At 48.8% G+C, this 24,284-nt stretch carries 19 protein-coding genes; 11 read left to right on the top strand and 8 right to left on the bottom strand.

The window, feature by feature from the left end:
- Positions 1-41 precede the first annotated feature (41 nt).
- The 7 genes from rpoN to ACTHR7_RS03390 form a co-directional block, all read right to left on the bottom strand.
- Positions 42-1,397, bottom strand: a complete 1,356-nt coding sequence (gene rpoN, locus ACTHR7_RS03420; RefSeq protein ID WP_063069325.1) for an RNA polymerase factor sigma-54 — start codon at positions 1,395-1,397, stop codon at positions 42-44.
- A gap of 135 nt (positions 1,398-1,532) precedes the next feature.
- Positions 1,533-2,174: an energy transducer TonB gene (locus ACTHR7_RS03415; RefSeq protein ID WP_157686130.1), complete on the bottom strand. Its 642-nt coding sequence runs from the start codon at positions 2,172-2,174 to the stop codon at positions 1,533-1,535.
- A 45-nt stretch (positions 2,175-2,219) separates the two neighbouring features.
- On the bottom strand, positions 2,220-2,954 hold the full coding sequence (gene lptB / locus ACTHR7_RS03410) for an LPS export ABC transporter ATP-binding protein (RefSeq protein ID WP_063069323.1): 735 nt from the start codon (positions 2,952-2,954) through the stop codon (positions 2,220-2,222).
- Positions 2,955-3,024: 70 nt separating this feature from the next.
- On the bottom strand, positions 3,025-3,555 hold the full coding sequence (gene lptA / locus ACTHR7_RS03405) for a lipopolysaccharide transport periplasmic protein LptA (RefSeq protein ID WP_063069322.1): 531 nt from the start codon (positions 3,553-3,555) through the stop codon (positions 3,025-3,027).
- The gene (gene lptC / locus ACTHR7_RS03400; RefSeq protein ID WP_003686789.1) at positions 3,536-4,117 is read right to left on the bottom strand and encodes an LPS export ABC transporter periplasmic protein LptC; all 582 of its coding nucleotides are present in this window, start codon (positions 4,115-4,117) and stop codon (positions 3,536-3,538) included. The genes lptA and lptC overlap by 20 nt, the downstream gene beginning before the upstream one ends.
- On the bottom strand, positions 4,114-4,650 hold the full coding sequence (locus ACTHR7_RS03395) for a KdsC family phosphatase (protein ID WP_063069321.1): 537 nt from the start codon (positions 4,648-4,650) through the stop codon (positions 4,114-4,116). Before ACTHR7_RS03395 ends, lptC begins: the two co-directional genes overlap by 4 nt.
- A gap of 66 nt (positions 4,651-4,716) precedes the next feature.
- Complete coding sequence (locus tag ACTHR7_RS03390; RefSeq protein ID WP_070459486.1) at positions 4,717-5,691, bottom strand: KpsF/GutQ family sugar-phosphate isomerase; 975 nt, start codon at positions 5,689-5,691, stop codon at positions 4,717-4,719.
- Positions 5,692-5,825: 134 nt separating this feature from the next.
- Here ACTHR7_RS03390 and tal point away from each other — a divergent pair, with 134 nt between their 5' ends.
- From tal to ACTHR7_RS03375, 3 genes are all read left to right on the top strand, one after another.
- Entirely contained in the window at positions 5,826-6,881 is a 1,056-nt protein-coding gene (gene tal / locus ACTHR7_RS03385) for a transaldolase (RefSeq protein WP_296184796.1), read from the top strand.
- Positions 6,882-7,033: 152 nt separating this feature from the next.
- Positions 7,034-7,921: a tRNA glutamyl-Q(34) synthetase GluQRS gene (gene gluQRS, locus ACTHR7_RS03380; protein WP_440370321.1), complete on the top strand. Its 888-nt coding sequence runs from the start codon at positions 7,034-7,036 to the stop codon at positions 7,919-7,921.
- A 238-nt stretch (positions 7,922-8,159) separates the two neighbouring features.
- On the top strand, positions 8,160-8,894 hold the full coding sequence (locus ACTHR7_RS03375) for a LytR/AlgR family response regulator transcription factor (protein WP_070459495.1): 735 nt from the start codon (positions 8,160-8,162) through the stop codon (positions 8,892-8,894).
- A gap of 276 nt (positions 8,895-9,170) precedes the next feature.
- On the opposite strand, the gene pilC is transcribed toward ACTHR7_RS03375, so the two are convergent.
- Positions 9,171-12,686 carry a PilC family type IV pilus tip adhesin gene (gene pilC, locus ACTHR7_RS03370; RefSeq protein WP_440370320.1) on the bottom strand — a complete coding sequence of 1,172 codons (3,516 nt, stop codon included), beginning with the start codon at positions 12,684-12,686 and terminating at the stop codon, positions 9,171-9,173.
- Positions 12,687-13,169: 483 nt separating this feature from the next.
- Here pilC and carA point away from each other — a divergent pair, with 483 nt between their 5' ends.
- The 8 genes from carA to ACTHR7_RS03330 all read left to right on the top strand — a co-directional run bounded on the left by carA (position 13,170) and on the right by ACTHR7_RS03330 (position 24,283).
- Positions 13,170-14,300 carry a glutamine-hydrolyzing carbamoyl-phosphate synthase small subunit gene (gene carA / locus ACTHR7_RS03365; RefSeq protein ID WP_440370319.1) on the top strand — a complete coding sequence of 377 codons (1,131 nt, stop codon included), beginning with the start codon at positions 13,170-13,172 and terminating at the stop codon, positions 14,298-14,300.
- 136 nt (positions 14,301-14,436) lie between these two features.
- Positions 14,437-14,694, top strand: a complete 258-nt coding sequence (locus ACTHR7_RS03360) for a SemiSWEET family transporter (RefSeq protein ID WP_049225703.1) — start codon at positions 14,437-14,439, stop codon at positions 14,692-14,694.
- Between the two features lie 277 nt (positions 14,695-14,971).
- Positions 14,972-15,724 carry an LEM-3-like GIY-YIG domain-containing protein gene (locus tag ACTHR7_RS03355; RefSeq protein ID WP_049344526.1) on the top strand — a complete coding sequence of 251 codons (753 nt, stop codon included), beginning with the start codon at positions 14,972-14,974 and terminating at the stop codon, positions 15,722-15,724.
- A gap of 25 nt (positions 15,725-15,749) precedes the next feature.
- The gene (carB, locus tag ACTHR7_RS03350) at positions 15,750-18,965 is read left to right on the top strand and encodes a carbamoyl-phosphate synthase large subunit (protein WP_440370318.1); all 3,216 of its coding nucleotides are present in this window, start codon (positions 15,750-15,752) and stop codon (positions 18,963-18,965) included.
- A 91-nt stretch (positions 18,966-19,056) separates the two neighbouring features.
- Complete coding sequence (locus ACTHR7_RS03345) at positions 19,057-19,815, top strand: nucleotidyltransferase domain-containing protein (protein ID WP_440370317.1); 759 nt, start codon at positions 19,057-19,059, stop codon at positions 19,813-19,815.
- Positions 19,816-19,829: 14 nt separating this feature from the next.
- Complete coding sequence (locus ACTHR7_RS03340; RefSeq protein WP_440370316.1) at positions 19,830-20,891, top strand: DNA polymerase beta superfamily protein; 1,062 nt, start codon at positions 19,830-19,832, stop codon at positions 20,889-20,891.
- 392 nt (positions 20,892-21,283) lie between these two features.
- On the top strand, positions 21,284-22,963 hold the full coding sequence (gene pilB / locus ACTHR7_RS03335; protein ID WP_070824176.1) for a type IV-A pilus assembly ATPase PilB: 1,680 nt from the start codon (positions 21,284-21,286) through the stop codon (positions 22,961-22,963).
- A 78-nt stretch (positions 22,964-23,041) separates the two neighbouring features.
- The gene (locus tag ACTHR7_RS03330; protein WP_107868022.1) at positions 23,042-24,283 is read left to right on the top strand and encodes a type II secretion system F family protein; all 1,242 of its coding nucleotides are present in this window, start codon (positions 23,042-23,044) and stop codon (positions 24,281-24,283) included.
- The last annotated feature ends 1 nt before the right edge of the window (position 24,284 follow it).

The raw sequence follows: 24,284 nt of genomic DNA, 5'->3' as shown, positions 1-24,284 counted from the left end.
TCCTTCGGTTGATTAGTCCGTCAAAACGGATCGGAATATATCTACTCGGTAAATTTTCGTTTGTGTGCCGGTGGTATGTCTAATGATTCTCTATATTTAGCAACTGTACGTCTGGCGATTTCAATGCCGCGTTGTTTTAATAATTTGACGAGGGCCTCGTCCGAATAAGGTTTGCTGCTGTCTTCGCTTTCAATCAGCTGGCTCAAGACAGCTTTGATTGCGCCTTGGCTGAACCCTTCGCCGTCATCATCGGCATTGACTGCCTGTGTGAAGAAATAGCGTAACGCAAACAGGCCGCGCGGGCAAGACAAATATTTCTGGTTGGCAGCGCGCGAAATGGTGCTTTCCGCCAAACCCAATTCGGCGGCGGCATCTTTCATCAGCATGGGCGACAGGCCGATTTCTCCGAAGATGAAAAAATCTTCCTGATTTTTGACAATATACTCGGCAAGGCGGAGGACTGTGCTTTTGCGCAGTTCCAAAGAATCAATGCGCTGTTTGGCTTCACTGATTTTTTCCTTCCACTTCGGCGCGCCCTCTTCCGCCGATTTCATCAGGTCGCAATATTCCTGATTGAGCTGCAGCTTCGGCCAAGCCGCCTCGTTGCTGATGACTTCCCAGCCGTCCTTGCCCTCTTTGACCCAAACGTCAGGCTGAATATAAGGTGTAGGCGTGGCAGAGGCGAAACCGTAGGCCGGATAGGGATTGAGCTCGGCAATCATATCGAGCGCGGCTTCTATGGTTTCGCTGTCGGTATCGGGATAGAGTTTGCGGAAACGCAGAACGTTTTGTTTGCGGTTTTTGCCTAAATCTTGAAGCGAACTTTGCACCAAATGCGCGGCCATTTGTCTAGCCGGAGAAGCCGGCAAACGCATTAATTGCAGCATGAGCGACTCGGTCAAGTCGGCCGCAGCCACGCCGGGCGGATCAAAGGTTTGCAATACATCCAGCGCATTTTGCAGGGCTTCTTCGTCCAGCATCCATTCCAACGGCGTGTGGTCGATGATTTCTTCGAGGCTGTCGGTGAGGTAGCCTTGTTCGTCCAAAAAATCAATCAAGACGTGAACATAGGCCGCTTCCACTTGCGAGAGCGGATGCTCGCACACTTGGGCATGCAGATAGTGTTTGAAATCCTCTTCTTCGGCGATGTTGCTCCAAATATCTTCGGCATCGTCGCCGCTCAACTGCTGACCTGCGCGCGGCATGGTTACCGCACGGTTGAGTCCGCTATCGGCAAACTCATCGGTTTCCGGACGCTCAAGCAGAGGATTGTCTGACAACCAGTCTTCCACTTCGCGCTCAAGCTCAAGACCCGACATCTGCAAGATGCGCAAAGACTGCTGCAGCCGCTGGTTGAGCTGCTGGGTCTGTTTGAGTTTAAGGACGAGTGAAGACATAATGTTTGATAGTAAATGTGCTTTATGGATTTCAGACGGCCTGTATCTGACGGGCCGTCTGAAAGTATCGGATATATTGTTTATATATTGGATGATTATTTCAATATATTATTCTTTTATCAACCGATAAATGAATTATTTAACAGTAGAGATGGTTTCTAACGGTAAAGCAAACGTAATAGGCAGAACAAAAACCATGGCAACAGGCTTCCCGTGATAGGTAGCGGGTTGAAATTTTGCCTGCAAAACCGCTTTTCGTCCTGCAGCATCTAAACGCGAGTATCCACTGCTCTTTTTTACCCATACAAATGCTTTGCCATCTATATTGATAAAGACATTTAATACCACAGTCCCTTCCTCACCATTCTCTGCAGAAATCTGTGGATAACGTGGGGGAGCAACTTGGACAGGTTTCGTCTTTATCTTTCCTTTGAATCCATTTGGCACAGTATAAAAGAATCTGAATTTTTTAAGGCTTTCCAGTGTCTTACAATCTGTTTGTTGGGTTTTCTGATTATAAGTACACTCTTTATAAGGCTCGACTTGTTTTGGCAAACTGACTTCTTGAGCAAGTTTCAACAATTCCAGCGCATCCACTTCCCAATGGAGGCTTTTTCCCAGCTTACCTTCTTTATCCACGATAGCTGTCGCCGTTACGATACCGGTTATCGGCTTGCCATTTTTATCTATCACGCCTTGGCGCACACCCATATCCTGCCATGACTGTTCGGGCATGGCATGCACAGCAGTAGCTGCCAAAACGGCAAAGGAAGACAAAAAAATTCGTTTCAACACAGATACACCTTTTCAGACGGCCTAAACTCAATATTTGAAATTTTCACCCAAGTAAACCGAACGGACTTGTTCATTGTTGACCAAATCATCCGGCTTGCCTGAAGCCAATACCGTACCGTCGCTGATGATATAGGCACGGTCGCAGATGCTGAGGGTTTCGCGCACGTTGTGGTCGGTAATCAATACGCCGATACCGCGTGATTTGAGGAACTCGATGATTTTCTGAATATCGATGACGGCAATCGGGTCAACGCCGGCAAAAGGTTCGTCCAACAAAATGAAACGCGGCTGCATGGCCAGCACGCGTGCGATTTCAACACGGCGGCGTTCGCCACCCGACAAGGACGGCGCAGGGTTGTTGCGCAGGCGCTCGATATTCAAATCGGCCAACAGTTTTTCCAGTTCGGCATCGATGCGGCTTTTGTCCTTTATGCTGATTTCCAAAATGGCGCGGATATTTTGTTCCACGGTCATTTTGCGGAAAATCGAGGCTTCCTGCGGCAGATAGCCGACGCCGAGGCGGGCGCGTTCGTGAATGGGCAGGTGACGCAACTCTTGGCCGTCCAGCATCACGCTGCCTGCATCGGCGGCAATCAGGCCGACAATCATGTAAAAGCTGGTGGTCTTACCCGCGCCGTTGGGGCCGAGCAGGCCGATGACTTCGCCGCTTTCGATTTCAAGGGAGAAGCTTTTGACGACTTGGCGTTTTTTGAAACTTTTTTGCAGGTTTTGAACCACAAGACGGCTGTTGTTTGCGCTCATATTCTGTTGACTTTCGATATTGACCTCAGGCCGTCTGAACCTTTTTCAGACGGCCTTTTTGTGTGTTTTCTTATTTGTTTTTCTGCGTGCTGGACGGCTGGATGACCACGCTGACGCGGCCGGATTTCGCGGCGGATTTCACACCGGACTTGGCACTGCCGTTGATGGTGTAAACCTCGGTTTTGGTGTTGTAGGTAATGACCGCACCTTCGGCTACATCGCCGCCTCGCTGTACTTTGGCATTGCCGGTCAGGGTAACGAGGTTGGCTGCGGAAGAATACGTTACAGTATTGGCTTGGCCGTTAACCACGCCTTTACCGCCGTCCAACTCTTGGCTGAATTTGACGGGCGAGCCGGTGGCTTTCATCAACTGCTCGCTTTTGTCGTTGCGCGAAACGGTCACGCTGCCGGCACGGATATTGAGCGTGCCTTGTTTGATGATGACGTTGCCGGAAAAGGTGGTGCTTTGATTGTTTTGGTCAAGCGAGCCTTGGTCGGCTTCGATTTGAATCGGCTGCTTGCTGTCGCTTTGCAGGGCAAAGGCCGGGCTGGCGGCAAAAACGGCAACAAGGGCTAAGGTTTTACAAATTTTTTGTATCATAAATTGTGGCTTTCACTTTGGAAGGGAAATTCAGCAAACCGGTTTTGTGGTCATAAGTCATGCCGTTTGCCTGACCGCCGGACTGTCCGTATTGGAAAGTAACGGGGCTGTCGGTATGGGCGTATTGCGCTTCGGTATCGACATTCAAACGTTCGGTTTTGACTATGCCGGCCAAACGCTTGGCATCTGCCGCTTTGTTTAAGACAACATTTTGTTCAAAAACGACTTTTTTGTTTTGAATATTGTATGCTGCCTTGTCGCTGCCGACTTCGTACAACAGGCTGCCGTCGCGGTAAAACGAAAGGTGTGGTTTATCCAAATGCACGTCCGCGCTATTCGGATATTGGACGGCATCGACCGCGCTCAGGTTTTCTTTCAGACGGCCTTCTTGGTCAAAACGTTTGCCGTTGATGCCTTTCATCGAATATTGAGGCTCATTCGGATTGAGGACAACTTCTTCGACCTGTACTTCGCTGATGCGGCCGAGCCACGCCGCCAGTGCGCCGAGTGAAACGGCCAACACCAGCGGAAAGGCGATTCCGTAACGCCATCTGATTTTCATCGTACATACTCTTTCAAAGCAGGTTCAAGCGTACCTTGCGCCTGCATAATCAAATCGCACACTTCTCGCACCGCGCCTGCGCCGCCGGAACGTCGGGTTACATAATGGGCGTATTGCAACGTAAACCAATGTGCTTCAGGGACGGCGACCGCCAATCCGCAACGCACCATCACGGGCAAATCGACGACATCGTCGCCGACAAAGGCGCACTCATGCTCCTCCACACCTGCCTGTTCGCGTAATTGGGCGTAGGCGGCACGTTTGTCGTGAATGCCTTTGAAGTAATAGTTGATACCGAGCTGCTTCACGCGGATACCGACGGAAGGCGCATCGCGGCCGGTAATAATCGCCGTTTGCACGCCGCCGGCCTGAAGCATTTTCAAACCGTGTCCGTCCAAAGTGTGGAACGATTTGATTTCTTCGCCGTTGTCGCGGATAAAAATGCGGCCGTCGGTCAAAACGCCGTCCACATCTAATATCAGCAGTTTGATGCCTAAAGCGCGTTGTTGCAGGTCGGAAGAGAGGTTTTGCATAAGGTTTCCTTATTTCAGACGGCCTATTCTAGCATAAGGCCGTCTGAAAACGTTTTTGCCGTCAACTCAGACAATTCGTGCCATCAATAAATCATGCATGTTCAAAGCACCAATCAGCACGCCGTTTTCTTCGACAACCAGCAAACCGTTCACATGGCCGCTTTGCATGGCTTTCAAAGCTTCAGTGGCAAGGCGGTCGGCGGAGATGGTTTTCGGCGAAGCATGCATAATGTCGTCCACTTTCAAACCGGCAAAGCTGTCGCGTTCTTGAAACAGACGGCGCAAGTCGCCATCGGTAAATACGCCTTTCAGACGGCCTTCGGCATCAGTTACCGCCAACATGCCCAAGCCTTTTTCACTCATGCGGACAATGGCCTCTTTCAACGGCGTACCCAACAAAACAGCAGGCAAGGCTTCGTCTTTGTGCATAATATCCGCCACGCGCAGCAGCAGGCGTTTGCCCAAGCTGCCAGCCGGATGGCTTAAAGCAAAATCGTCCGGCGTAAACGCACGCGCCTGCAGCAATACCACTGCCAGCGCATCCCCCAACGCCATCACGGCGGTCGTACTGGAAGTCGGCGCAAGGCCGAGCGGGCAGGCTTCTTTGGAAACTGCCGCGGTAATATGGATATCGGCATGACGCGCCATGGTCGAAGTCGGATGAGCAGTGATACAAATAAGCGTGATGTTTTTGCGTTTCAACGCCGGAATAATCGCTGCAATTTCATCGCTTTCGCCGGAATTGGAAATGGCAACCACGACATCGTGGTCCACAATCATGCCCAAATCGCCGTGCGCTGCTTCGGCAGGATGGACGAAAAACGCAGGCGTGCCGGTGGAAGCCATGGTTGCCGCCATTTTGCGGCCGATGTGTCCGGACTTACCCATGCCGGTAATGACCACCCTGCCCTTGCAGTGCAACAACGCTTCCGCCGCACGGACAAAATCATGGTTCAAAGCCGCCGCAATTTCACGCAAACCTTCGGCTTCCGTATCCAATACATCGCGCGCCCAGTCGAGATAAAGTGTGTTTTCCGCCATCAAAGCCGCCTTTCGTGCTTGAATTTAGGTTTGTTTTGCCCAAATTAATCGGCTGTAAACTGTTCAAATTCATCGAATCGGCGTAGCATTACCGCCACTTCACAAACAAACCTATTATGTAAAAGGAATCAGAGATGACTATTTTATCGGACGTTAAAGCATTAGGACAACAAATCTGGTTGGACAATCTCTCCCGTTCGCTGGTACAAAGCGGCGAATTGGCAGAAATGCTGAAGCAAGGTGTGTGTGGCGTAACTTCCAATCCTGCCATTTTCCAAAAAGCCTTTGCCGGAGACGCCCTGTACGCCGATGAAGTAGCCGCGCTCAAACAGCAGGACCTGACCCCGAAACAACGCTACGAAACCATGGCGGTTGCCGACGTACAAGCCGCCTGCGACGTGTGCCTTGCCGAACATGAATCCACCGGCGGCAAAACCGGCTTCGTCAGCCTCGAAGTTTCGCCTGAATTATCCAAAGACGCACAAGGCACGGTTGAAGAAGCGCGCCGCCTGCACGCCGCCATCGGCCGCAAAAATGCCATGATTAAAGTACCGGCAACCGACGAAGGCATCGAAGCACTCGAAACCCTCGTTTCAGACGGCATCAGCGTCAACCTGACCCTGCTTTTCTCCCGAGCCCAAACCCTCAAAGCCTATGCAGCCTACACGCGCGGCATTGCCAAACGTTTGGAGGCAGGACACGACGTTTCCCGTATCCAAGTTGTCGCCAGCTTCTTTATTTCCCGTGTCGATGCCGCATTGGACGCCACCCTGCCTGACCACCTCAAAGGCAAAATCGCCATTGCGCTGGCCAAAGCCGCCTATCAAGATTGGGCGCAATACTTCGGCAGCAGCGAATTTGCCGTACTTGCCGAAAAAGGTGCCAACCGCGTACAACTTCTGTGGGCATCTACCGGCGTGAAAAACCCTGCCTATCCTGACACTTTGTACGTTGACAGCCTGATTGGCGCCCATACCGTCAACACCGTTCCCGATGCCACACTCAAAGCCTTTATCGACCACGGCACCGCCAAAGCCACGTTAACCGAAGGTGTGAACGAAGCCCAAGCGCAGCTTGCCGAAACCGCGAAACTCGGCATTGATGTTGAAACTTTGGCAACTCGTTTACAGGAAGACGGTTTGAAACAATTTGAAGAAGCCTTCGCCAACCTACTGGCTCCCTTGGCTTAAGCGGATTGAACGGGCGGCAAAGAAACTTAAATCATTTTGAAAAGTCTCAGGCCGTCTGAAACCCAAATTCGGGCGTGTACGGCACACCCTTTTCTATCACGATTTGAATACCGTGCAGGCATACTGCCCCTGCCCTACAAAACCACCCTGCCATGTATATAGGACGTTTTGCCCCCAGCCCTACCGGCCTACTTCATATCGGCTCCCTACTGACCGCCGTTGCCTCCTATGCTGACGCGCGCGCTCATCAGGGTAAATGGCTGGTCCGCATTGAAGACCTTGACCCCCCACGCGAAATGCCCGGCGCCGCTGCCGACATTTTGCGTACGCTTGAAGCTTTCGGTTTTGAGTGGGATAGCGAAGTCGCCTATCAAAGCCGCCGTTACGACCTATATCAAGACACCCTCGACCGCCTCAAAGCAGCCGGGCTGGTGTATCCCTGCTATTGCAGCCGCAAAGACTGGCAGGCGGCGGCAACACATGGCACAGACGGATTTGTATATAACGGCCGTTGCCGCAATCCTCAGCAAAGACCCGACATGCAAAACAAAACTCCGGCATGGCGCATTCAAGTTCCCGATCGCGTGATCGGTTTTTCAGACGGCATTGTCGGACATTACGCACAAAATCTGGCACACGACATCGGCGATTTTGTCCTGCTTCGTGCCGACGGCTATTGGGCATATCAACTTGCCGTGGTTGCCGACGATGCCGATCAAGGAATAACCCATATTGTCCGCGGTCAAGATTTGCTCGTTTCCACGCCGCGCCAAATCTATCTGCAACAATGCCTCGGCGTTCCCACACCGGCCTACGCCCACCTTCCCCTACTGACCAACCGCCAAGGGCAAAAATGGTCGAAACAAACCCTTGCCCCGGCTTTGGATTTGAATCAAAAAGAACAACTCCTACGCCAAGTCCTAACCTACCTCAACCTACCCGATGCACCTACCGTGAACCGTCCGCAGGAATTGCTTGATTGGGCGGTGGTACACTGGCAAATGGACAAAATCCCAAAATCGTCCATTATCACGGACTGAATTAGCGCAATTACAACAAAATTACTCTAGGTATTACAATATTTCATAAAATTATGTAAGTAATCTTCCGATTCATCCCAAACCATGCCCAAGAAGCGAAAAATCATGTATATTTTAAAAATTTCCTAAAATTGTCACAAACTGATAATTTCAAGCTGACAACAACATACGGCTGACGCGTTATCAAGGACGACAAAGCGCGACAGATCTCCCACGATACAACAAAAAGAATACCGCTATGCCAAGTGCCATTATTGTAGAAGACGAAGTATTAGCAGCAGAACGCTTACGTGTATTATTGGAAGAGTGCAATGTCGTACTGCTCAACGTCTTTCACCATGCCATGCCAGCATTGGAGTGGCTGAGCGTCCACGAAGTTGACATCGTCTTTGCCGACATCGGCATGCCGGAAATCGACGGTCTCGAATTTGTCGAACGCATTAAGCGTACCGCCAAGCGCCAGCCGGAAATTGTCTTCACCACAGCCTACGAAGAACACGCCCTGCGCGCATTTGAGCTGGCTGCCGCAGACTATCTGCTCAAACCGATCAAAATGACCCGCCTGCAAACCGCGCTTGACCGCATCATCGAGAAAAACCGCGAAAAAGCAGACAGTTTTACCCATTTCAAAGTGTACAACCGCGAACGCATGGTTGAAATTCCATGGCAACAGGCGCGTTACCTGATGGCGGAACACAAAACCGTCTATCTGTTTACTGGCGACGGCCAAAGCTACGAATTACCGAAGACCTTGGTTTACTGGGAAGAATTGCTGGGCGACAAAGTCATCCGCATCCACCGCAATGCCCTCGTCTTCCGCCACACCCTAGACAGTCTGATTCGACTGGACGATGACGAAAACGATGAATCCGCATCCACGTGGAGCGCTAAAATTCTCGATATTCCGACCCCGTTGCCCGTCAGCCGCCGGCAACTCTCCACCCTGCGGAAAATCATTAAAAACAGCATCTAACAATGCGCTCCTTGACTCGTTCTCTTTAAATCAAAGGCCGTCTGAAAAGATACTTTTCAGACGGCCTTTTAACTTATCAGCCAAATGGTAGAAATTTAAAAAAAGAATAGTCCAAATCTGTCGTTTAGCTCTATCCAAGCTTTCAATTTGATCAAAGCTTGTTTTGCCCTCAAACAAGCTTTTCTATCCACCAATCCAACATTTTTGAATTACTACTACTCAACAGAAAAGGCCGTCTGAAAAATTCAGACGGCCTCGATATTCAAGCCTTACAAATTAAAAGAACAATTCACGCCAGCTGATACGTTTGAGTCCGCATGTACGGCCTTCTACTTTTAGGCTGACCAGTTGGTTAGACAAGAGACTGCGATCACCTTTGGTTGCAAAACATTTATTATTTGGCACGCTCGGCGTGGCGTTCAGCTCCTTATCCGTACCCATGCCACCACTATCGCCATCGGCAGTTACCGGAGAATCGTCGGCTTTACTGGAATTCATATAAGTAAAGTTGATAACGCCATCAAAAGTCATACCGTTGGCGTAATCAATCTGGCCATTATTCTCGCGCCTGATAAACTTACGATCCTTACTGGAGATACGAGCATCACGCAAGCCCAAACGGCCGCCGTTTTCGGCATTTACGCCCAGAATAATCGTTTTCGCTGTCGTTTGTGTGGACGTGCTGTCCGGCAAACAAACATCGGTACTGGAAGAATCAGTATGAATTGTTTTGCTTTCATACTTACGAATGGTCAGAACAGCTGTACGCAAAATCATCGTCGGTTTGACAGTCACACGTTCATTCGGACCTAAAGTCAGACTCCAGCCTTTTTTGCCTTCACCAACCTTATTGTTGCTGACATAAATATGTTCGCCGTCACTTTCTCTGGTTTGCTGCTCCAACTCACTGCTGTTTGCCAAAACCGCTTTTTTAGATTCATCAGTAGACACATCGTCGTAAATACCATAAACGGCATTGATTTGTCCGTTGGTACCTTCTAGTTCATTCTGATAAATCTCGCTACCCGTACCAAAAATGACGACATACTTGTCTTTACCACGACGTGATACCGCAGGCGCAGACGTAATCGGTTGATTACCCGAACCTTGGAAAATCATTTGCGCCGACCATTCAGACGGGGTTTTACCTCTCAAGTCGAAGCGGAACATATTGCCATAACGGTCGCCTGCATAGGCAATATCGACAATACCGTCAAAATCGGTGTCTACCAAAGTGGGGGTGGAGAGGCCACCTTTGCCATTCGGTGCAGGAATTTTAGCCAAGAGATTACCGGCACTAGAAACATTTTTGCCGGTATCTTGCGTACCAGCTTCTTTACCTGTCATATCATAGACATATAAAGCCGTTTCATTGTCGACACTGTTCACATCTTCAGTACGATAGCCGCTGGCCAAGAAACCCGCATAGCGCACATTCGATTCCAGATTAACCGGAGTAGTATCGCGCTTGATGGAAACACGGCCGATTTGTGTCGAACCAATGGTATAACCCAGCTTATTGCCAGTGCCTTTTGCAGTTTCAAACAAAGGTACAGTCGTATTCCAACTACTACTACGAACACTGTCAGCCACTGCACCAATATTCAACGCATACGCACCGCGTCCACCCTGACCCATCGCACCAAACATAAAGGTTTGCTTCTTATCAGGCGTTTGACGGAGAACAAAACCACCATTGACCATATAGCGGTGTGGTTGTCCTTTTGTGGAACCATAGCCCTCACGAGCAATATCCTTCAGGACTTTACCCAAAGTTGTCGCTTGACCTTTCTCGTCCTCGCGTTCCATGCCTGCCGGAATATAGCTGAGTTTCAAGTCATAAGGATTGCTTGACGTATCATTGCGACGGAAAATATGTACCATGCCATCATTAGCAGCGGCGACCAAAAACTCTTGACGGCCTTTATCCTTATCCCCAATAGCTGCAACCGAACCGTCTAAAATATCGCCCAAATTACGTTCATCTTTATTTGGATCATTAGGGTCAGTCGGACGGATACGATAAGACTGGCTATAACCTTTTGCTACTGCATTTGCTTTAATGTCTTCATCACTACCTGCTCGGCCAGTCCATTTCAACAATGCATTTTTCCATTCCAACTTCAACTCATCTTTCGCACTGCCGTCTGAAATGCCAAAATCGGCGTTTGAAGCCTCATTATCTGCAACTCTATCGATGAAATAGGTCTTACTGCCATCATTAACCAAAGTAAGACGGTTATTAAATGATGGCTGAACAAACTCAGTCGTATTAATAGGCGTACCATCGCGTTTTAATTTATAAAACCGCAACTGACTGCTCCAAGAGCCGGTATTTAAATGAACCGTTGCCGCCATATCGGGAATACCTGTACTGGTCGTCACCGGCGCAGTTGAAGCTGCCCCTTCAAATTTCATTATTTTGCTGTCAGTTTCAATATTGTCGATAATGGTTTTAAAGTGCTCAAGCAACTTTTCAGGTTTTGAGGCATTGAAATACCATTCCGGGCGACTGGCACCCTTTTCCAGATACTTCTTCCCGACTGGAGAGATTCCCTCACCAAAGCCCACGGTAAAAGTCTGAACCAATTGCTTGCTATAATCTACGCCTTTAGGATCGCTTGGATCACCATCCCAGCTCTTGCCTGCAGCATCTCGACGATCTTCTGGCTTAATCGCAGCATCTAGACGATTTTCTGACTTAATCGCAGGTTTAATATCTTTTTCTGCCAAAGTCTGACTAAAGAAACGCATACCGCGTTTCTCATTACCATAGTTTCTATCCCAATAAGGAACAATGATTTCTTTATCGCCCATATATTGGCATTGAAACTTTTTCTCCCCATCAGGAGTCTTCGATCTCGGATCATAAATCGGCAGATCAAAATATCCTTCAAGACCATTTCCTGAAAAATATTTGCCTTGCCCATGTTTATCTTCATAAGCTTTTACTTCAGACGGCCCAAAATATTCATAGACCTCATCCGAGCTACGATCAATAGCACGGTAATAGTTTGAATAATAATATTTTCGGTCATAATTGAAGTTAGTATTGTCAGAATTACTTGGATTTTCTCCAGAGGCCTGATTGCTACAACTCATATTGGCATCGCCATCAGAAACCACGACAACATAGGATTTCTGACAGCGGTATTTGATATTCGGTATGACAAAATTTTTGACGACTTCATAATAACGGCGCGTTGTCGGCGTAGCTTGGTAAGCCAACATCTCATCTACCTTCTTACTGACATATTTCCAGTTCCGATCGGCAGAACCATCCGTAAAGCCTTCATTATCCTTCATATCGCCTTTGGTATCGTCGGGTTTAGACAGTTTTACATATGCGTAAAGAGCATTATCCTTTTTCCTTTTTTCCTCATCCCATTTCCAATACCGAGGATTATTGTGTAAAGTCTGCAAGCCCCAGTTAAACTGATCTTTATACCGCTCCAAAATCTTCTTTAATGCCGATTTTGCAATATTGATTTTTCTATTCGCATTGATTTCTTCATTCCCATTATCTACATAATATTTACCCTCTGCATCAGCCAACATACTGCCCGAGTCATCAATCAAAAACATAATATTATGCTTGACTTTGGGTTGGCCGATAGGCTCGTTTACGTTTTTCAGATAAAACGGAATTTCGGCAAAACCATTTTTTTCTTTAGATTGCTGGGGATTTGCCTGAACGGAAAAGCTAATGAGGGCTAAAGCGGAAGCGATGCTTGCATGAATGAGGCGATGGCGGCCTGATGGAGCGTTTTGTATAATGTGTTCTTTTTTCATCGGATAATCTCAGTTAAAAATGACGTTGTTTTTATTTTTTATGGGGCTACGATTTTAGCATAAATAGCCTATTTCATGTTTGATTCGGCTGAATTTCCCTAAGCGCGCATTTCAAGCACAACAAAAATGAAACAATCCGCCTGCTCAGTTTTCAGACGGCCTGACTGGATATTTAGTTCAATCCTTACTCATCAAGCATTCCAAAAGCAAGGGATTGCCCCGTAAAGGCAAAACATTTTTAAATTATCGATTCCTTGCTCTATGCTTGAAATTCCTATTACTTTGACTTAAAATACACTGCTTCTACGGCATAGACCGCTATGTCTGAAAAAGCACGTTACACAGCAAAATCAAAGCTGCGGAGCGTGTTTTTTTTTAGCCGAGATTTCCGAAGGCTGTCTTTTTTGTAAACAATTTTTATTTTTTCAGACGGCCTGACCCATTTTTTCGAACCGACCATCATCAGGCAAACAGGATTCCATCATGACCACTCCGGCTCTTCTCGTTCTCGCTGACGGCAGCGTATTTCACGGCACATCAATCGGTTACGAAGGTTCGACTTCCGGCGAAGTCGTGTTCAACACTTCCATGACCGGCTATCAGGAAATCCTGACCGACCCTTCCTACTGCAAACAAATCGTTACCCTTACCTATCCACACATCGGCAACACCGGTACCAACGCCGAAGATGAAGAAAGCCGCTGCGTTTACGTCGCCGGTTTGATTATCCGCGACTTGCCGCTCTTGCACAGCAACTTCCGCGCATCCGAAAGCCTGCACGACTATTTGGTACGCAACAAAACCGTCGCCATCGCCGATATCGATACCCGCCGCCTGACCACCCTGTTGCGTGAAAAAGGCGCGCAAGGCGGTGCAATCTTGACCGGTGCGGACGCTACGGTTGAAAAAGCACAAGAACTGATTGCCGCATTCGGCAGCATGGTCGGCAAAGACTTGGCAAAAGAAGTTTCCTGCACAGAAACTTACGAATGGACCGAAGGCGAATGGGAATTGGGCAAAGGTTTCGTTACACCTTCCGAACAGCCTTACCACGTCGTCGCCTACGATTTCGGTGTCAAAACCAACATCCTGCGCATGCTCGCCTCACGCGGCTGCCGCCTGACCGTCGTTCCCGCACAAACCAGCGCGGAAGACGTCTTGGCACTCAATCCTGACGGCGTATTCCTATCCAACGGCCCCGGCGACCCCGAGCCTTGCGACTACGCCATCAAAGCCGTACAAAAACTGATGGAAAGCGGCAAACCGATTTTCGGCATTTGTTTGGGACACCAACTGATCAGCCTCGCCATCGGCGCCAAAACCCTGAAAATGCGCTTCAGCCATCACGGTGCCAACCACCCTGTACAAGATTTAGACAGCGGCAAAGTCGTCATCACCAGCCAAAACCACGGTTTCGCCGTCGATGCCGACACTCTGCCCACCAACGCACGCATTACCCACAAATCCTTGTTCGACAACACCTTGCAAGGCATCGAACTGACAGACAAACCTGTATTCTGCTTCCAAGGCCACCCCGAAGCCAGCCCGGGCCCGCAAGACGTCGGCTATCTATTCGACAAATTCATTGACAATATCAAAGCAGCAAAACAATAAAGCTGATTTTTTCAGACGGCCACACTCAACTCGACAACAGGCCGTCTGAAAACCAAACTTCAAAAATATAAATTCAGCCCCCTCTCAACATCTGTACAGCCTGAAAACCCAATCGTCTAATCAGAAAGGAAAACCAATGACTGAAAAACAAATGCACATTCTTTCCGTCACCGCCACCCTGGCCGGCGTCGGTATGTACGTTTCTTATATCCCGCAAATCCAAAACAACCTTGCCGGCAACCCCGGCTCGCCGTTGCAACCCCTCGTCGCCGCCATCAACTGCACATTATGGTTTGCCTACGGCTTTTTGAAAGAAAAACGCGACTACCCCATCATACTGGCAAACGCCCCAGGCATTATTTTGGGTTTGATTACATTTATCACTAGTTTTTAAGGAAGTTTTCAGACGGCCTGTGCAAAATAAAAACGCAAACGGTCGTCTGAAAAAAGTGGCCAAAATATCAATAGCAGGAATTTTTCAGGTAGTTTTTTATCGCAAGGCAGATGGAACAAACCCCGCGAGCGTTTTTTCAGACGGCCTTTAATATGTACCGCAAGGCACGCACGCGATGGGTTAAAGTGCAGGGAAAATGGAGAACGCGTGCGTATCGCACGCACCCTGCATACAAGCTAATAGCTTGCTATCTAAATACATTTGAGGAAAAAAGAATATGGACAAGTTTTCATCTGAAGTTTGCAAAGCCCTTGCATATTACGTTTACCGCTTAATTGACCCAAGAAATGGTGAAACTTTTTATGTAGGCAAAGGCAAAGACAACCGGGTTTTTGAACATTTGAAACAATGTTTGAAAATAGCGGAAGATGGCGAAGATGAACTGAATTTAAAATATAGTAGGATTCGCGCTATCCAAAAAGCCAAATTGGAAGTTATCCATGTCATTCATCGACATGGCATGAATGAGAAAACCGCTTTTGAAGTAGAAGCTGCTTTAATAGATGCCTATCCGGGGCTATCAAATGAACAAAGCGGACATGGCAATAGTGAATTTGGTTCGATGCATGTATCTGAAATACAAGATAAATACGATGCACCTGTTGCACAATTTGACAGCGATCATAATCTATTGATTATTAATATTAATCGTTCTTTAGATAAAGAAAAATCGGCTTATGATGCTGTTCGCCTAGCCTGGCGGCTTGATGTTGAGCGGGCAAAACGTGCGCATTACATCTTGGCGGTTGAAAAAGGCTTAATTGTGGATGTTTTACAAGCGCATGAATGGCTGCCAGCTACTAAGGAAAATTTTCCTGAGCTTAATGAAACCATAGTAGGACGTTTTGGTTTTCACGGCGAATCACTTTCTAAAAATGATGAAGTCCGCCAAAAATACCAACGTAAAAGGCTGCCTGAAGAATATCGTAAACGGGGTGCCAGCAATCCCGTTAAATATAGTTTTAAATAACCTGAAATCTCTAAGGTAAAACACCATGCCCAAACGTACCGACCTAAAATCCATCCTTATCATCGGCGCCGGCCCTATCGTTATCGGTCAAGCCTGCGAATTTGACTATTCGGGCGCACAGGCCTGCAAAGCCTTGCGTGAAGAAGGCTATAAAGTCATTCTGGTGAATTCTAACCCCGCCACAATCATGACCGACCCTGAAATGGCGGATGTTACCTACATCGAGCCGATTATGTGGCAGACGGTGGAAAAAATTATTGCCAAAGAGCGGCCTGACGCGATTCTGCCCACGATGGGCGGCCAGACCGCGCTGAACTGTGCGCTGGATTTGGCGCGCAACGGCGTGTTGGCGAAATACAATGTCGAATTAATCGGTGCGACCGAAGACGCGATTGACAAGGCGGAAGACCGCGGCCGCTTTAAAGAAGCGATGGAAAAAATCGGCTTGTCTTGCCCGAAATCTTTTGTCTGCCACACAATGAACGAAGCTTTGGCGGCGCAAGAACAGGTCGGCTTCCCTACCCTGATTCGTCCGTCTTTCACCATGGGCGGTTCGGGCGGCGGCATTGCCTATAACAAAGATGAGTTTTTGGCGATTTGCGAACGCGGTTTTGATGCGTCGCCTACGCATGAGTTGCTGATTGAGCAGTCCGTTCTCGGCTGGAAAGAGTACGAGATGGAAGTGGTACGCGATAAGGCCGACAACTGCATCATCATTTGCTCGATTGAAAACTTCGACCCGATGGGCGTGCATACGGGCGACTCGATTACGGTTGCGCCGGCGCAAACGCTGACGGACAAGGAATACCAAATCATGCGCAACGCTTCGTTGGCGGTATTGCGCGAAATCGGCGTGGACACGGGTGGCTCGAACGTGCAATTTGCGGTGAACCCTGAAAACGGCGAGATGATTGTGATTGAGATGAACCCGCGCGTGAGCCGTTCTTCTGCGTTGGCCTCTAAAGCAACCGGCTTCCCGATTGCCAAAGTAGCAGCCAAACTGGCGGTCGGCTTTACGCTGGACGAGTTGCGCAACGACATTACCGGCGGCCGCACGCCTGCATCGTTCGAGCCTTCCATCGACTATGTGGTAACCAAAATCCCGCGTTTCGCATTTGAAAAATTCCCTGCCGCAGACGACCGCTTGACCACGCAGATGAAATCTGTGGGCGAGGTAATGGCGATGGGCCGTACCATTCAAGAAAGCTTCCAAAAAGCCTTGCGCGGTTTGGAAACCGGCTTGTGCGGCTTCAATCCGCGCAGCGAAGACAAAGCGGAAATCCGCCGCGAACTGGCCAACCCGGGCCCTGAGCGTATGCTGTTTGTAGCCGATGCGTTCCGTGCAGGCTTCACGCTGGAAAAAATCCACGAAATCTGCGCCATCGATCCTTGGTTCTTGGCACAAATCGAAGACTTGGTGAAAGAAGAAAAATCAGTTTCAGACGGCCAATTACAAGACTTGGATTATGCCGCTTTACGCCGTCTGAAACGCAAAGGCTTCTCTGACAAGCGTTTGGCACAATTATTGAACGTAAGCGAAAAAGAAGTCCGCGAACACCGCTACGCGCTGAAACTGCATCCGGTTTACAAACGCGTCGACACCTGTGCCGCCGAGTTTGCCACCGAAACCGCCTATCTCTACTCTACTTACGAAGAAGAATGCGAATCCCGTCCTTCCGACCGTAAAAAAGTGATGATTCTCGGCGGCGGTCCAAACCGTATCGGCCAAGGTATCGAATTTGACTACTGCTGCGTTCACGCCGCGCTCGCCCTGCGCGAATCCGGTTTTGAAACCATCATGGTCAACTGTAACCCTGAAACCGTATCTACCGACTTCGACACCAGCGACCGCCTGTACTTCGAGCCGCTGACCTTGGAAGACGTATTGGAAATCGTCCGCACCGAAAACCCATGGGGCGTGATTGTTCATTACGGCGGCCAAACCCCGCTCAAACTGGCCAATGCCTTGGTGGCAAACGGCGTGAACATCATCGGCACATCTGCCGACAGCATCGACGCCGCCGAAGACCGTGAACGCTTCCAAAAAGTATTGAACGACTTAGGCCTGCGTCAACCGCCTAACCGCATCGCCCACAACGAAGAAGAAGCCCTCGTTAAAGCCGAAGAAATCGGTTATCCGTTGGTTGTCCGTCCTTCTTACGTACTCGGCGGCCGCGCCATGCAGATTGTTCACTCTGCCGAAGAGTTGCAAAAATACATGCGCGAAGCCGTACAAGTTTCCGAAGACAGCCCTGTATTGCTCGACTTCTTCTTGAACAACGCCATCGAAGTGGACGTAGACTGCGTTTCAGACGGCCAAGATGTCGTTATCGGCGGCATCATGCAACACGTCGAACAAGCAGGTATCCACTCCGGCGACTCCGGCTGTTCGTTGCCTCCATACTCATTGGACGAAGAAATTCAAGACGAAATCCGCCGTCAAACCAAAGCCATGGCATACGCACTGGGCGTGGTCGGCTTGATGAACGTACAGTTTGCCGTACAAGACGGCGTGGTCTTCGTACTGGAAGTGAACCCACGCGCCAGCCGTACCGTACCGTTCGTATCCAAAGCCACCGGCGTACCGCTCGCCAAAGTCGGCGCACGCGTGATGGCAGGCATTTCGCTGAAAGAGCAAGGCGTAGAAAAAGAAGTCATCCCAGACTTCTACGCCGTTAAAGAAGCCGTGTTCCCATTCATCAAATTCCCGGGTGTGGACACCATTCTCGGCCCTGAAATGCGCTCTACCGGCGAAGTCATGGGCGTAGGCGCAAGCTTCGGCGAAGCCTACTTCAAAGCCCAACTCGGCGCAGGCGAACGCTTGAGCACAACCGGCAAAGTGTTCCTCGCCGTACGCGACGAAGACAAACCGCTCATCGTCAAAACCGCACAAAACTTCCAAGCACTCGGCTACGGTGTCTGCGCCACACGCGGTACCGCCGAATACTTGAAAGAACACGGCATCATCGTGCAAGCGGTCAACAAAGTTCAGGAAGGCCGCCCACACATCGTGGACGCCATTAAAAACGGCGAAATCGCCCTGGTGGTCAACACCGTCGGCAGCACAGTACAATCTGTTACCGACAGCCACAGCATCCGCCGCACCTCCCTCACCCAACGCGTACCGCAATACACCACCATCGCCGGCGGAGAAGCCATGAGCGAAGGCGCAAAAAGCCGCGAGCACTTGGGCGTGTACAGCGTACAGGAATTGCATGGCCGTCTGAAAAACAAAGCCTAATCAATCCTATCGGATTTAAATAGTTAAAAGGCCGTCTGAAACCTGATTACTCAGTTTCAGACGGCCTTTCTGTAAAAATTAGGAAAACGTAATGAAACAAACTATTCAAGAAAAACTGACTCAAATTTCACTTGCCGAACCACTGCATTTTCTGCTGGCGGCGGAGAGCGGAAGCCGCGCATGGGGCTTTGCTTCGCCCGACAGCGATTATGATGTACGCGCCATTTATATCCGTCCGCAAGAACATTATCTGCAAATTGATGAAGCAAAAGATACGTTTGAATTTATTGAAAACCAATGGTTTGACGTAGGCGGCTGGGACATCCGCAAGGCTTTGCGTCTGTTGAGAAAAAGCAATGCCGTATTGCTGGAATGGCTGCGTTCTCCGATTGTTTATACACAAGATGAGGCATTCATAGGCCGTCTGAACAAACTTGCGCCCCAATACGTCCAAGCCGCCGCGTTGTTGCACCATTATCGCGGTATCGCCGGCAATGCTTTGAAAGCCATGGATTTGGCGCAGCCGATTAAATTGAAGAAATGGTTTTACGTCTTGCGTCCTTTATTGGCGGCACGCTGGGCAGTGAAACAAGGCGGTATTCCGCCAATGACTTTGGTTGAGTTGATGAATGAGTGGCAGACAGATTGTGCTACCCAAATTACTGATCTAGTCGCATTGAAAACAGGACAAGACGAAAGTTATCTGCACACATTATCGCCAGAGCTGCAAAAGCTGACTGTTGACCTATACAACGAAGTTTCTGCCTTGTCTGCCCCTACTGCCGAACCTGCCGATAGCGGGCCTTTGAACGAATTATTCCGTTCCACCTTGGCAAGTATTTATCCATAAAAGGCCGTCTGAATATGCTGACCCTCGAAGACTTGCACACGCAAAATCTGATTCTGCTTGAAGCCGTGTCCGGCAGCCGCGCCTACGGTTTGGCAACGCCCGAGTCCGATACCGACATCAAAGGCGTGTTTTACCTGCCTAAATCCATGTTTTACGGTATGGAATACATCCCTCAAATCAGCAATGAAACCAACGATATTGTGTATTACGAACTGGGACGGTTTATCGAATTGCTGTTGCAAAGTAATCCAAACACGCTGGAGCTGCTGGCTTCCCCTTCCGACTGTGTGCGATACCGTTCGCCATTGATGGATGCGTTCAAAACCGAATGGTTTATCTCCAAAACCTGCCAGCAAAGTTTTGCAGGTTATGCCTACGGACAAATCAAAAAAGCACGGGGATTGAATAAAAAAATCAGCAATCCGATGCCGTCTGAAAAGAAAAGCATCCTTGATTTCTGCCACATCATAGAAGGCAGGCAAACCGTACCGTTACAGTACTGGCTTGCACAACGCGGAATGGAACAAAGGCGTGTAGGCTTAATCAAAATAGCCCACGCCCGAGAACTTTATGCACTGTTTTACGATGCCGACGGCACGATGGGCTATCACGGTATTGCACCCAAACCCGAAGCCACAACGCTGTCACTCAGCACTATTCCAGAAGACGAAACACCGCTTGCCCATCTATCCTTCAACCAAGACGGATACAGCAGCTACTGCCGCGAATATGCCTCTTATCAACAATGGCTGGCAGAACGCAACGAAACACGCTATCAAGGCACGCAGGCGCACGGTCACGGTTACGATGCAAAAAATATGATGCACACTTTCCGCCTGCTTGAAACCGCGCGCGATATTGCCCTTCATGGCGAAATCCGGCCACGCCGTCCCAATCGTGACGAATTGCTGGCCATCAAGCGCGGCTCTTTTCCTTACGGCGAACTGTTGGCGCGTGCAGAAACATTGATTAACGAAGTAGAAAATTTGTTCGCCCAGTCCGATCTGTCAGAAGCTGTAAACAGCACTTTGGCAATCAATGCCCTCGTCGAAATCCGAACCAAGATTTACGGATAAGAAAATCAAAAACAGAGGCCGTCTGAAATTATGTGTTTCCGCTTTTCAGACGGCCTTTTCATATTTCAAATTCTAACCGTCTGTCCATCAAAACAACCTTTTCTGCCATCTCCAAACAAGCAATAGCAACATGAAATATAATTTCGTTATTGATTGGATTCATACGACAAAATTGTTGTTTTTTCATCATAATCCAAAAATATCGAGTTTAACGCCTATTCTCCTTGCTTTATAATGGCCGTCTGAAATAAAAATACAATTAAAGCAGAAGCATGTCTTTGCAACTTAAGCAGATTTGCATAATTAAATATATGCTTTAATCATAATAATGATAAAATAATACGGCTTTCCTCTAAATTAAAGGGAAAACTGCACAAGAAACGGAAAATAAAATGAGTGTCGGATTATTGCGTGTTTTGGTTCAAAGCCAGACCATCTCAAATCAACAAGCGGAACATTACAACAGCCTTTTACAATCGGGCAAAGAAATCCTGCCCAACCTGTTTTCAGACGGCATCATCTCCCCTAAAGCTTTGGGAGAATTAGTCGCGCGCGTATTCAGCTATCCTCTTTTGGATTTGCGCTACTACCCACGCAATAATGTAGTCAGCGACATTCTGACGGAAGAGCAAATGGTGCAAAACCGTTGCATTCCGATTTTCAAACGCGGACGCAAGGTTTATTTCGCCGTATCCGATCCGACCCAAATCCAAAACTTTCAAAAAATCGCTTTTGCTTCAGGTTTAAGTGTCGACTTGGTCGTAGTGCCAGATGACCAGCTCAGCTCATTGCTGGAATGGCTAGGCCAACGCTCGACCACCATTCTGAAAGAAATCAACGACGAACATGAAGCAACGCAGCAATCTCAATCGCTTTATATCGACAATGAAGAAGCTGAAGACGGCCCTATCCCCCGCTTCATCCACAAAACTTTATCCGATGCCCTGAACGCGGGCGCATCGGACATCCACTTTGAATTCTACGAACAAATGGCGCGTGTCCGTTTCCGTGTGGACGGACAATTGCGTGAAGTCGTACAGCCGCCTGTCGCCGTACGCGGCCAGTTGGCATCGCGCATCAAAGTGATGGCACGTTTGGATATTTCTGAAAAACGTATTCCGCAAGACGGCAGAATTCAAATTGCCTTCCATAAACACGGCCGTCCGATTGACTTCCGTGTCAGCACATTGCCGACATTGTTCGGCGAAAAAGTGGTGATGCGTATCCTAAATTCCGATGGCACATCGCTCAATATCGACCAGCTCGGTTTAGAGCCTTTCCAAAAAGAAATGCTGCTTGAGGCCATCAACCGCCCTTACGGCATGGTATTGGTTACCGGTCCGACAGGTTCGGGCAAAACCGTTTCGCTCTATACCTGCCTGAGCATTTTGAACACGGAAGATGTGAATATTTCAACGGCAGAAGATCCGGCCGAGATTAACCTGCCGGGCGTCAACCAAGTCAACGTCAATGAAAAACAAGGCCTGACGTTTGCTGCCGCACTCCGATCCTTCTTGCGGCAAGATCCTGATATTATTATGGTCGGTGAGATTCGTGACTTGGAAACCGCCGACATCGCCATTAAAGCTGCCCAAACCGGCCACATGGTTTTCTCTACCCTGCATACCAATAATGCACCGGCCACGCTGTCCCGCCTTTTGAACATGGGCGTAGCGCCTTTCAACATCGCCAGCTCGGTCAGCCTGATTATGGCGCAAAGACTGTTGCGCAGACTGTGCCCAAACTGCAAACGCGAAGTGGAGCGCCCGCCGGTTCCGGCATTGAAAAAAGCCGGCTTTACCGATGCGGACTTGGCTCAAGATTGGAAACTCTACCGCCCGGTTGGTTGCGACAGCTGCCGCGGCAAAGGCTTTAAAGGCCGCGTCGGTATTTATGAAGTCATGCCGGTCAGCGATGAAATGCAAAAGGTCATTATGAACAACGGTACAGAAGTTGATATCATGAACATGGCCTATCAGGAAGGCATGGTAGATTTGCGTCGCGCCGGCCTCATGAAAGTCATGCAAGGCCTGACCTCGTTGGAAGAAGTGACTGCTCATACCAATGACTAAACTGCCATATTTTCAAAATTAAAATAAAGCGGCACGGGGAAACAGTCCGCTTTATTTCTTACTAACAAGGGATAACTCATGGCTCAAGCAGAGCAAAAAAGAAGTCTGTTCGGCTCAAGAAGCAAAGGCAAGCGTTTTACATTTGAAGGAAAAAATACCGAGACCGAACGTCTTGTCCGTGGTGAAGTAGTTGCCAAAGACGAAGAAGAAGCACGCAAAAAACTCCAACGCAGAGGCATTCGCCCTTTGCGTATCAGCAAAGTCAAAACCGCACGCAAACGCCGTATTACCCAAGAAGACATTACAGTGTTCACCCGCCAACTGGCAACAATGATGAAGGCAGGCTTGCCGCTGATGCAGGCTTTTGAAATCGTTGCGCGCGGCCACTCCAATCCGAGCATGACCGAAATGCTGATGCAGGTTCGCTCCGATGTCGAACAAGGTAGCGCATTGGGTAAATCTTTCTCCAAATATCCAAAATATTTCGACCGTTTCTATTGCAATCTGGTCAGCGCAGGCGAGTCCGGCGGCGTACTGGAAAGCCTATTGGACAAACTGGCTGTCTATAAAGAAAAAACCCAGGCTATTAAGAAAAAGGTTAAAACCGCGCTGACCTACCCGATTGCCATTATCGTGGTGGCGATTGCGCTTATCTTCATCATGATGATGTTTGTACTGCCTGCCTTTAAAGAAGTTTATGCCAATATGGGTGCAGAGCTGCCACGTCTCACCCAACTTGTCATGAACTTGTCCGATTTATTCGTCGACTACGGCTGGATTATGATCATCCTTTTGATTGTTTTGGCCTTCGGCCTGTACAAACTCCATGAAAAATCGCCTACTTTCCAAAAACGAATCGATGCTTTGATTTTGAGACTGCCTGTTTTTGGCACCATCGTCCGAAAAGCAACCATCGCCCGTTGGGCGCGTACGACTTCCACCCTCTTCGCAGCCGGTGTTCCTTTAGTGGAAGTATTAGATTCAGTTGCAGGCGCATCCGGCAATATTCTCTATGAAGAAGCCACTCAAGACATTCGAGCCAAGGTAACCCAAGGCCTGTCTCTGACATCCAGTATGCAAAGTACAGATATGTTCCCCAATATGGTAATCCAAATGGCGGCCATCGGCGAAGAGTCTGGCTCTTTGGATGATATGCTGAACAAAGCAGCCGAATTCTACGAAGATGAAGTAGACAACTCCGTCTCCCGCTTATCTGCCTTGATGGAGCCTATCATCATGGTGGTATTGGGTTCGCTCATCGGTATCTTGCTGATTGCCATGTATCTGCCGTTGTTTAACTTGGGTAATGTCGTAGGTTGAT

Source organism: Neisseria sp. P0007.S010 (genome assembly GCF_051962875.1).
Lineage (GTDB): Bacteria > Pseudomonadota > Gammaproteobacteria > Burkholderiales > Neisseriaceae > Neisseria > Neisseria subflava_A.
The sequence above is the reverse complement of the archived record's forward strand: the minus strand, read 5'-3'. Positions and strand labels throughout refer to the sequence as shown.

What these genes read in the sequence shown, in the direction of transcription:
- rpoN (WP_063069325.1), bottom strand. Translation starts at nt 1,397, where the DNA reads ATGTCTTCACTCGTCCTTAAACTCAAACAGACCCAGCAGCTCAACCAG.
- lptB (WP_063069323.1), bottom strand. Translation starts at nt 2,954, where the DNA reads ATGAGCGCAAACAACAGCCGTCTTGTGGTTCAAAACCTGCAAAAAAGT.
- lptA (WP_063069322.1), bottom strand. Translation starts at nt 3,555, where the DNA reads ATGATACAAAAAATTTGTAAAACCTTAGCCCTTGTTGCCGTTTTTGCC.
- lptC (WP_003686789.1), bottom strand. Translation starts at nt 4,117, where the DNA reads ATGAAAATCAGATGGCGTTACGGAATCGCCTTTCCGCTGGTGTTGGCC.
- ACTHR7_RS03395 (WP_063069321.1), bottom strand. Translation starts at nt 4,650, where the DNA reads ATGCAAAACCTCTCTTCCGACCTGCAACAACGCGCTTTAGGCATCAAA.
- ACTHR7_RS03390 (WP_070459486.1), bottom strand. Translation starts at nt 5,691, where the DNA reads ATGGCGGAAAACACACTTTATCTCGACTGGGCGCGCGATGTATTGGAT.
- tal (WP_296184796.1), top strand. Translation starts at nt 5,826, where the DNA reads ATGACTATTTTATCGGACGTTAAAGCATTAGGACAACAAATCTGGTTG.
- gluQRS (WP_440370321.1), top strand. Translation starts at nt 7,034, where the DNA reads ATGTATATAGGACGTTTTGCCCCCAGCCCTACCGGCCTACTTCATATC.
- ACTHR7_RS03375 (WP_070459495.1), top strand. Translation starts at nt 8,160, where the DNA reads ATGCCAAGTGCCATTATTGTAGAAGACGAAGTATTAGCAGCAGAACGC.
- pilC (WP_440370320.1), bottom strand. Translation starts at nt 12,686, where the DNA reads ATGAAAAAAGAACACATTATACAAAACGCTCCATCAGGCCGCCATCGC.
- carA (WP_440370319.1), top strand. Translation starts at nt 13,170, where the DNA reads ATGACCACTCCGGCTCTTCTCGTTCTCGCTGACGGCAGCGTATTTCAC.
- ACTHR7_RS03360 (WP_049225703.1), top strand. Translation starts at nt 14,437, where the DNA reads ATGACTGAAAAACAAATGCACATTCTTTCCGTCACCGCCACCCTGGCC.
- ACTHR7_RS03355 (WP_049344526.1), top strand. Translation starts at nt 14,972, where the DNA reads ATGGACAAGTTTTCATCTGAAGTTTGCAAAGCCCTTGCATATTACGTT.
- carB (WP_440370318.1), top strand. Translation starts at nt 15,750, where the DNA reads ATGCCCAAACGTACCGACCTAAAATCCATCCTTATCATCGGCGCCGGC.
- ACTHR7_RS03345 (WP_440370317.1), top strand. Translation starts at nt 19,057, where the DNA reads ATGAAACAAACTATTCAAGAAAAACTGACTCAAATTTCACTTGCCGAA.
- ACTHR7_RS03340 (WP_440370316.1), top strand. Translation starts at nt 19,830, where the DNA reads ATGCTGACCCTCGAAGACTTGCACACGCAAAATCTGATTCTGCTTGAA.
- pilB (WP_070824176.1), top strand. Translation starts at nt 21,284, where the DNA reads ATGAGTGTCGGATTATTGCGTGTTTTGGTTCAAAGCCAGACCATCTCA.
- ACTHR7_RS03330 (WP_107868022.1), top strand. Translation starts at nt 23,042, where the DNA reads ATGGCTCAAGCAGAGCAAAAAAGAAGTCTGTTCGGCTCAAGAAGCAAA.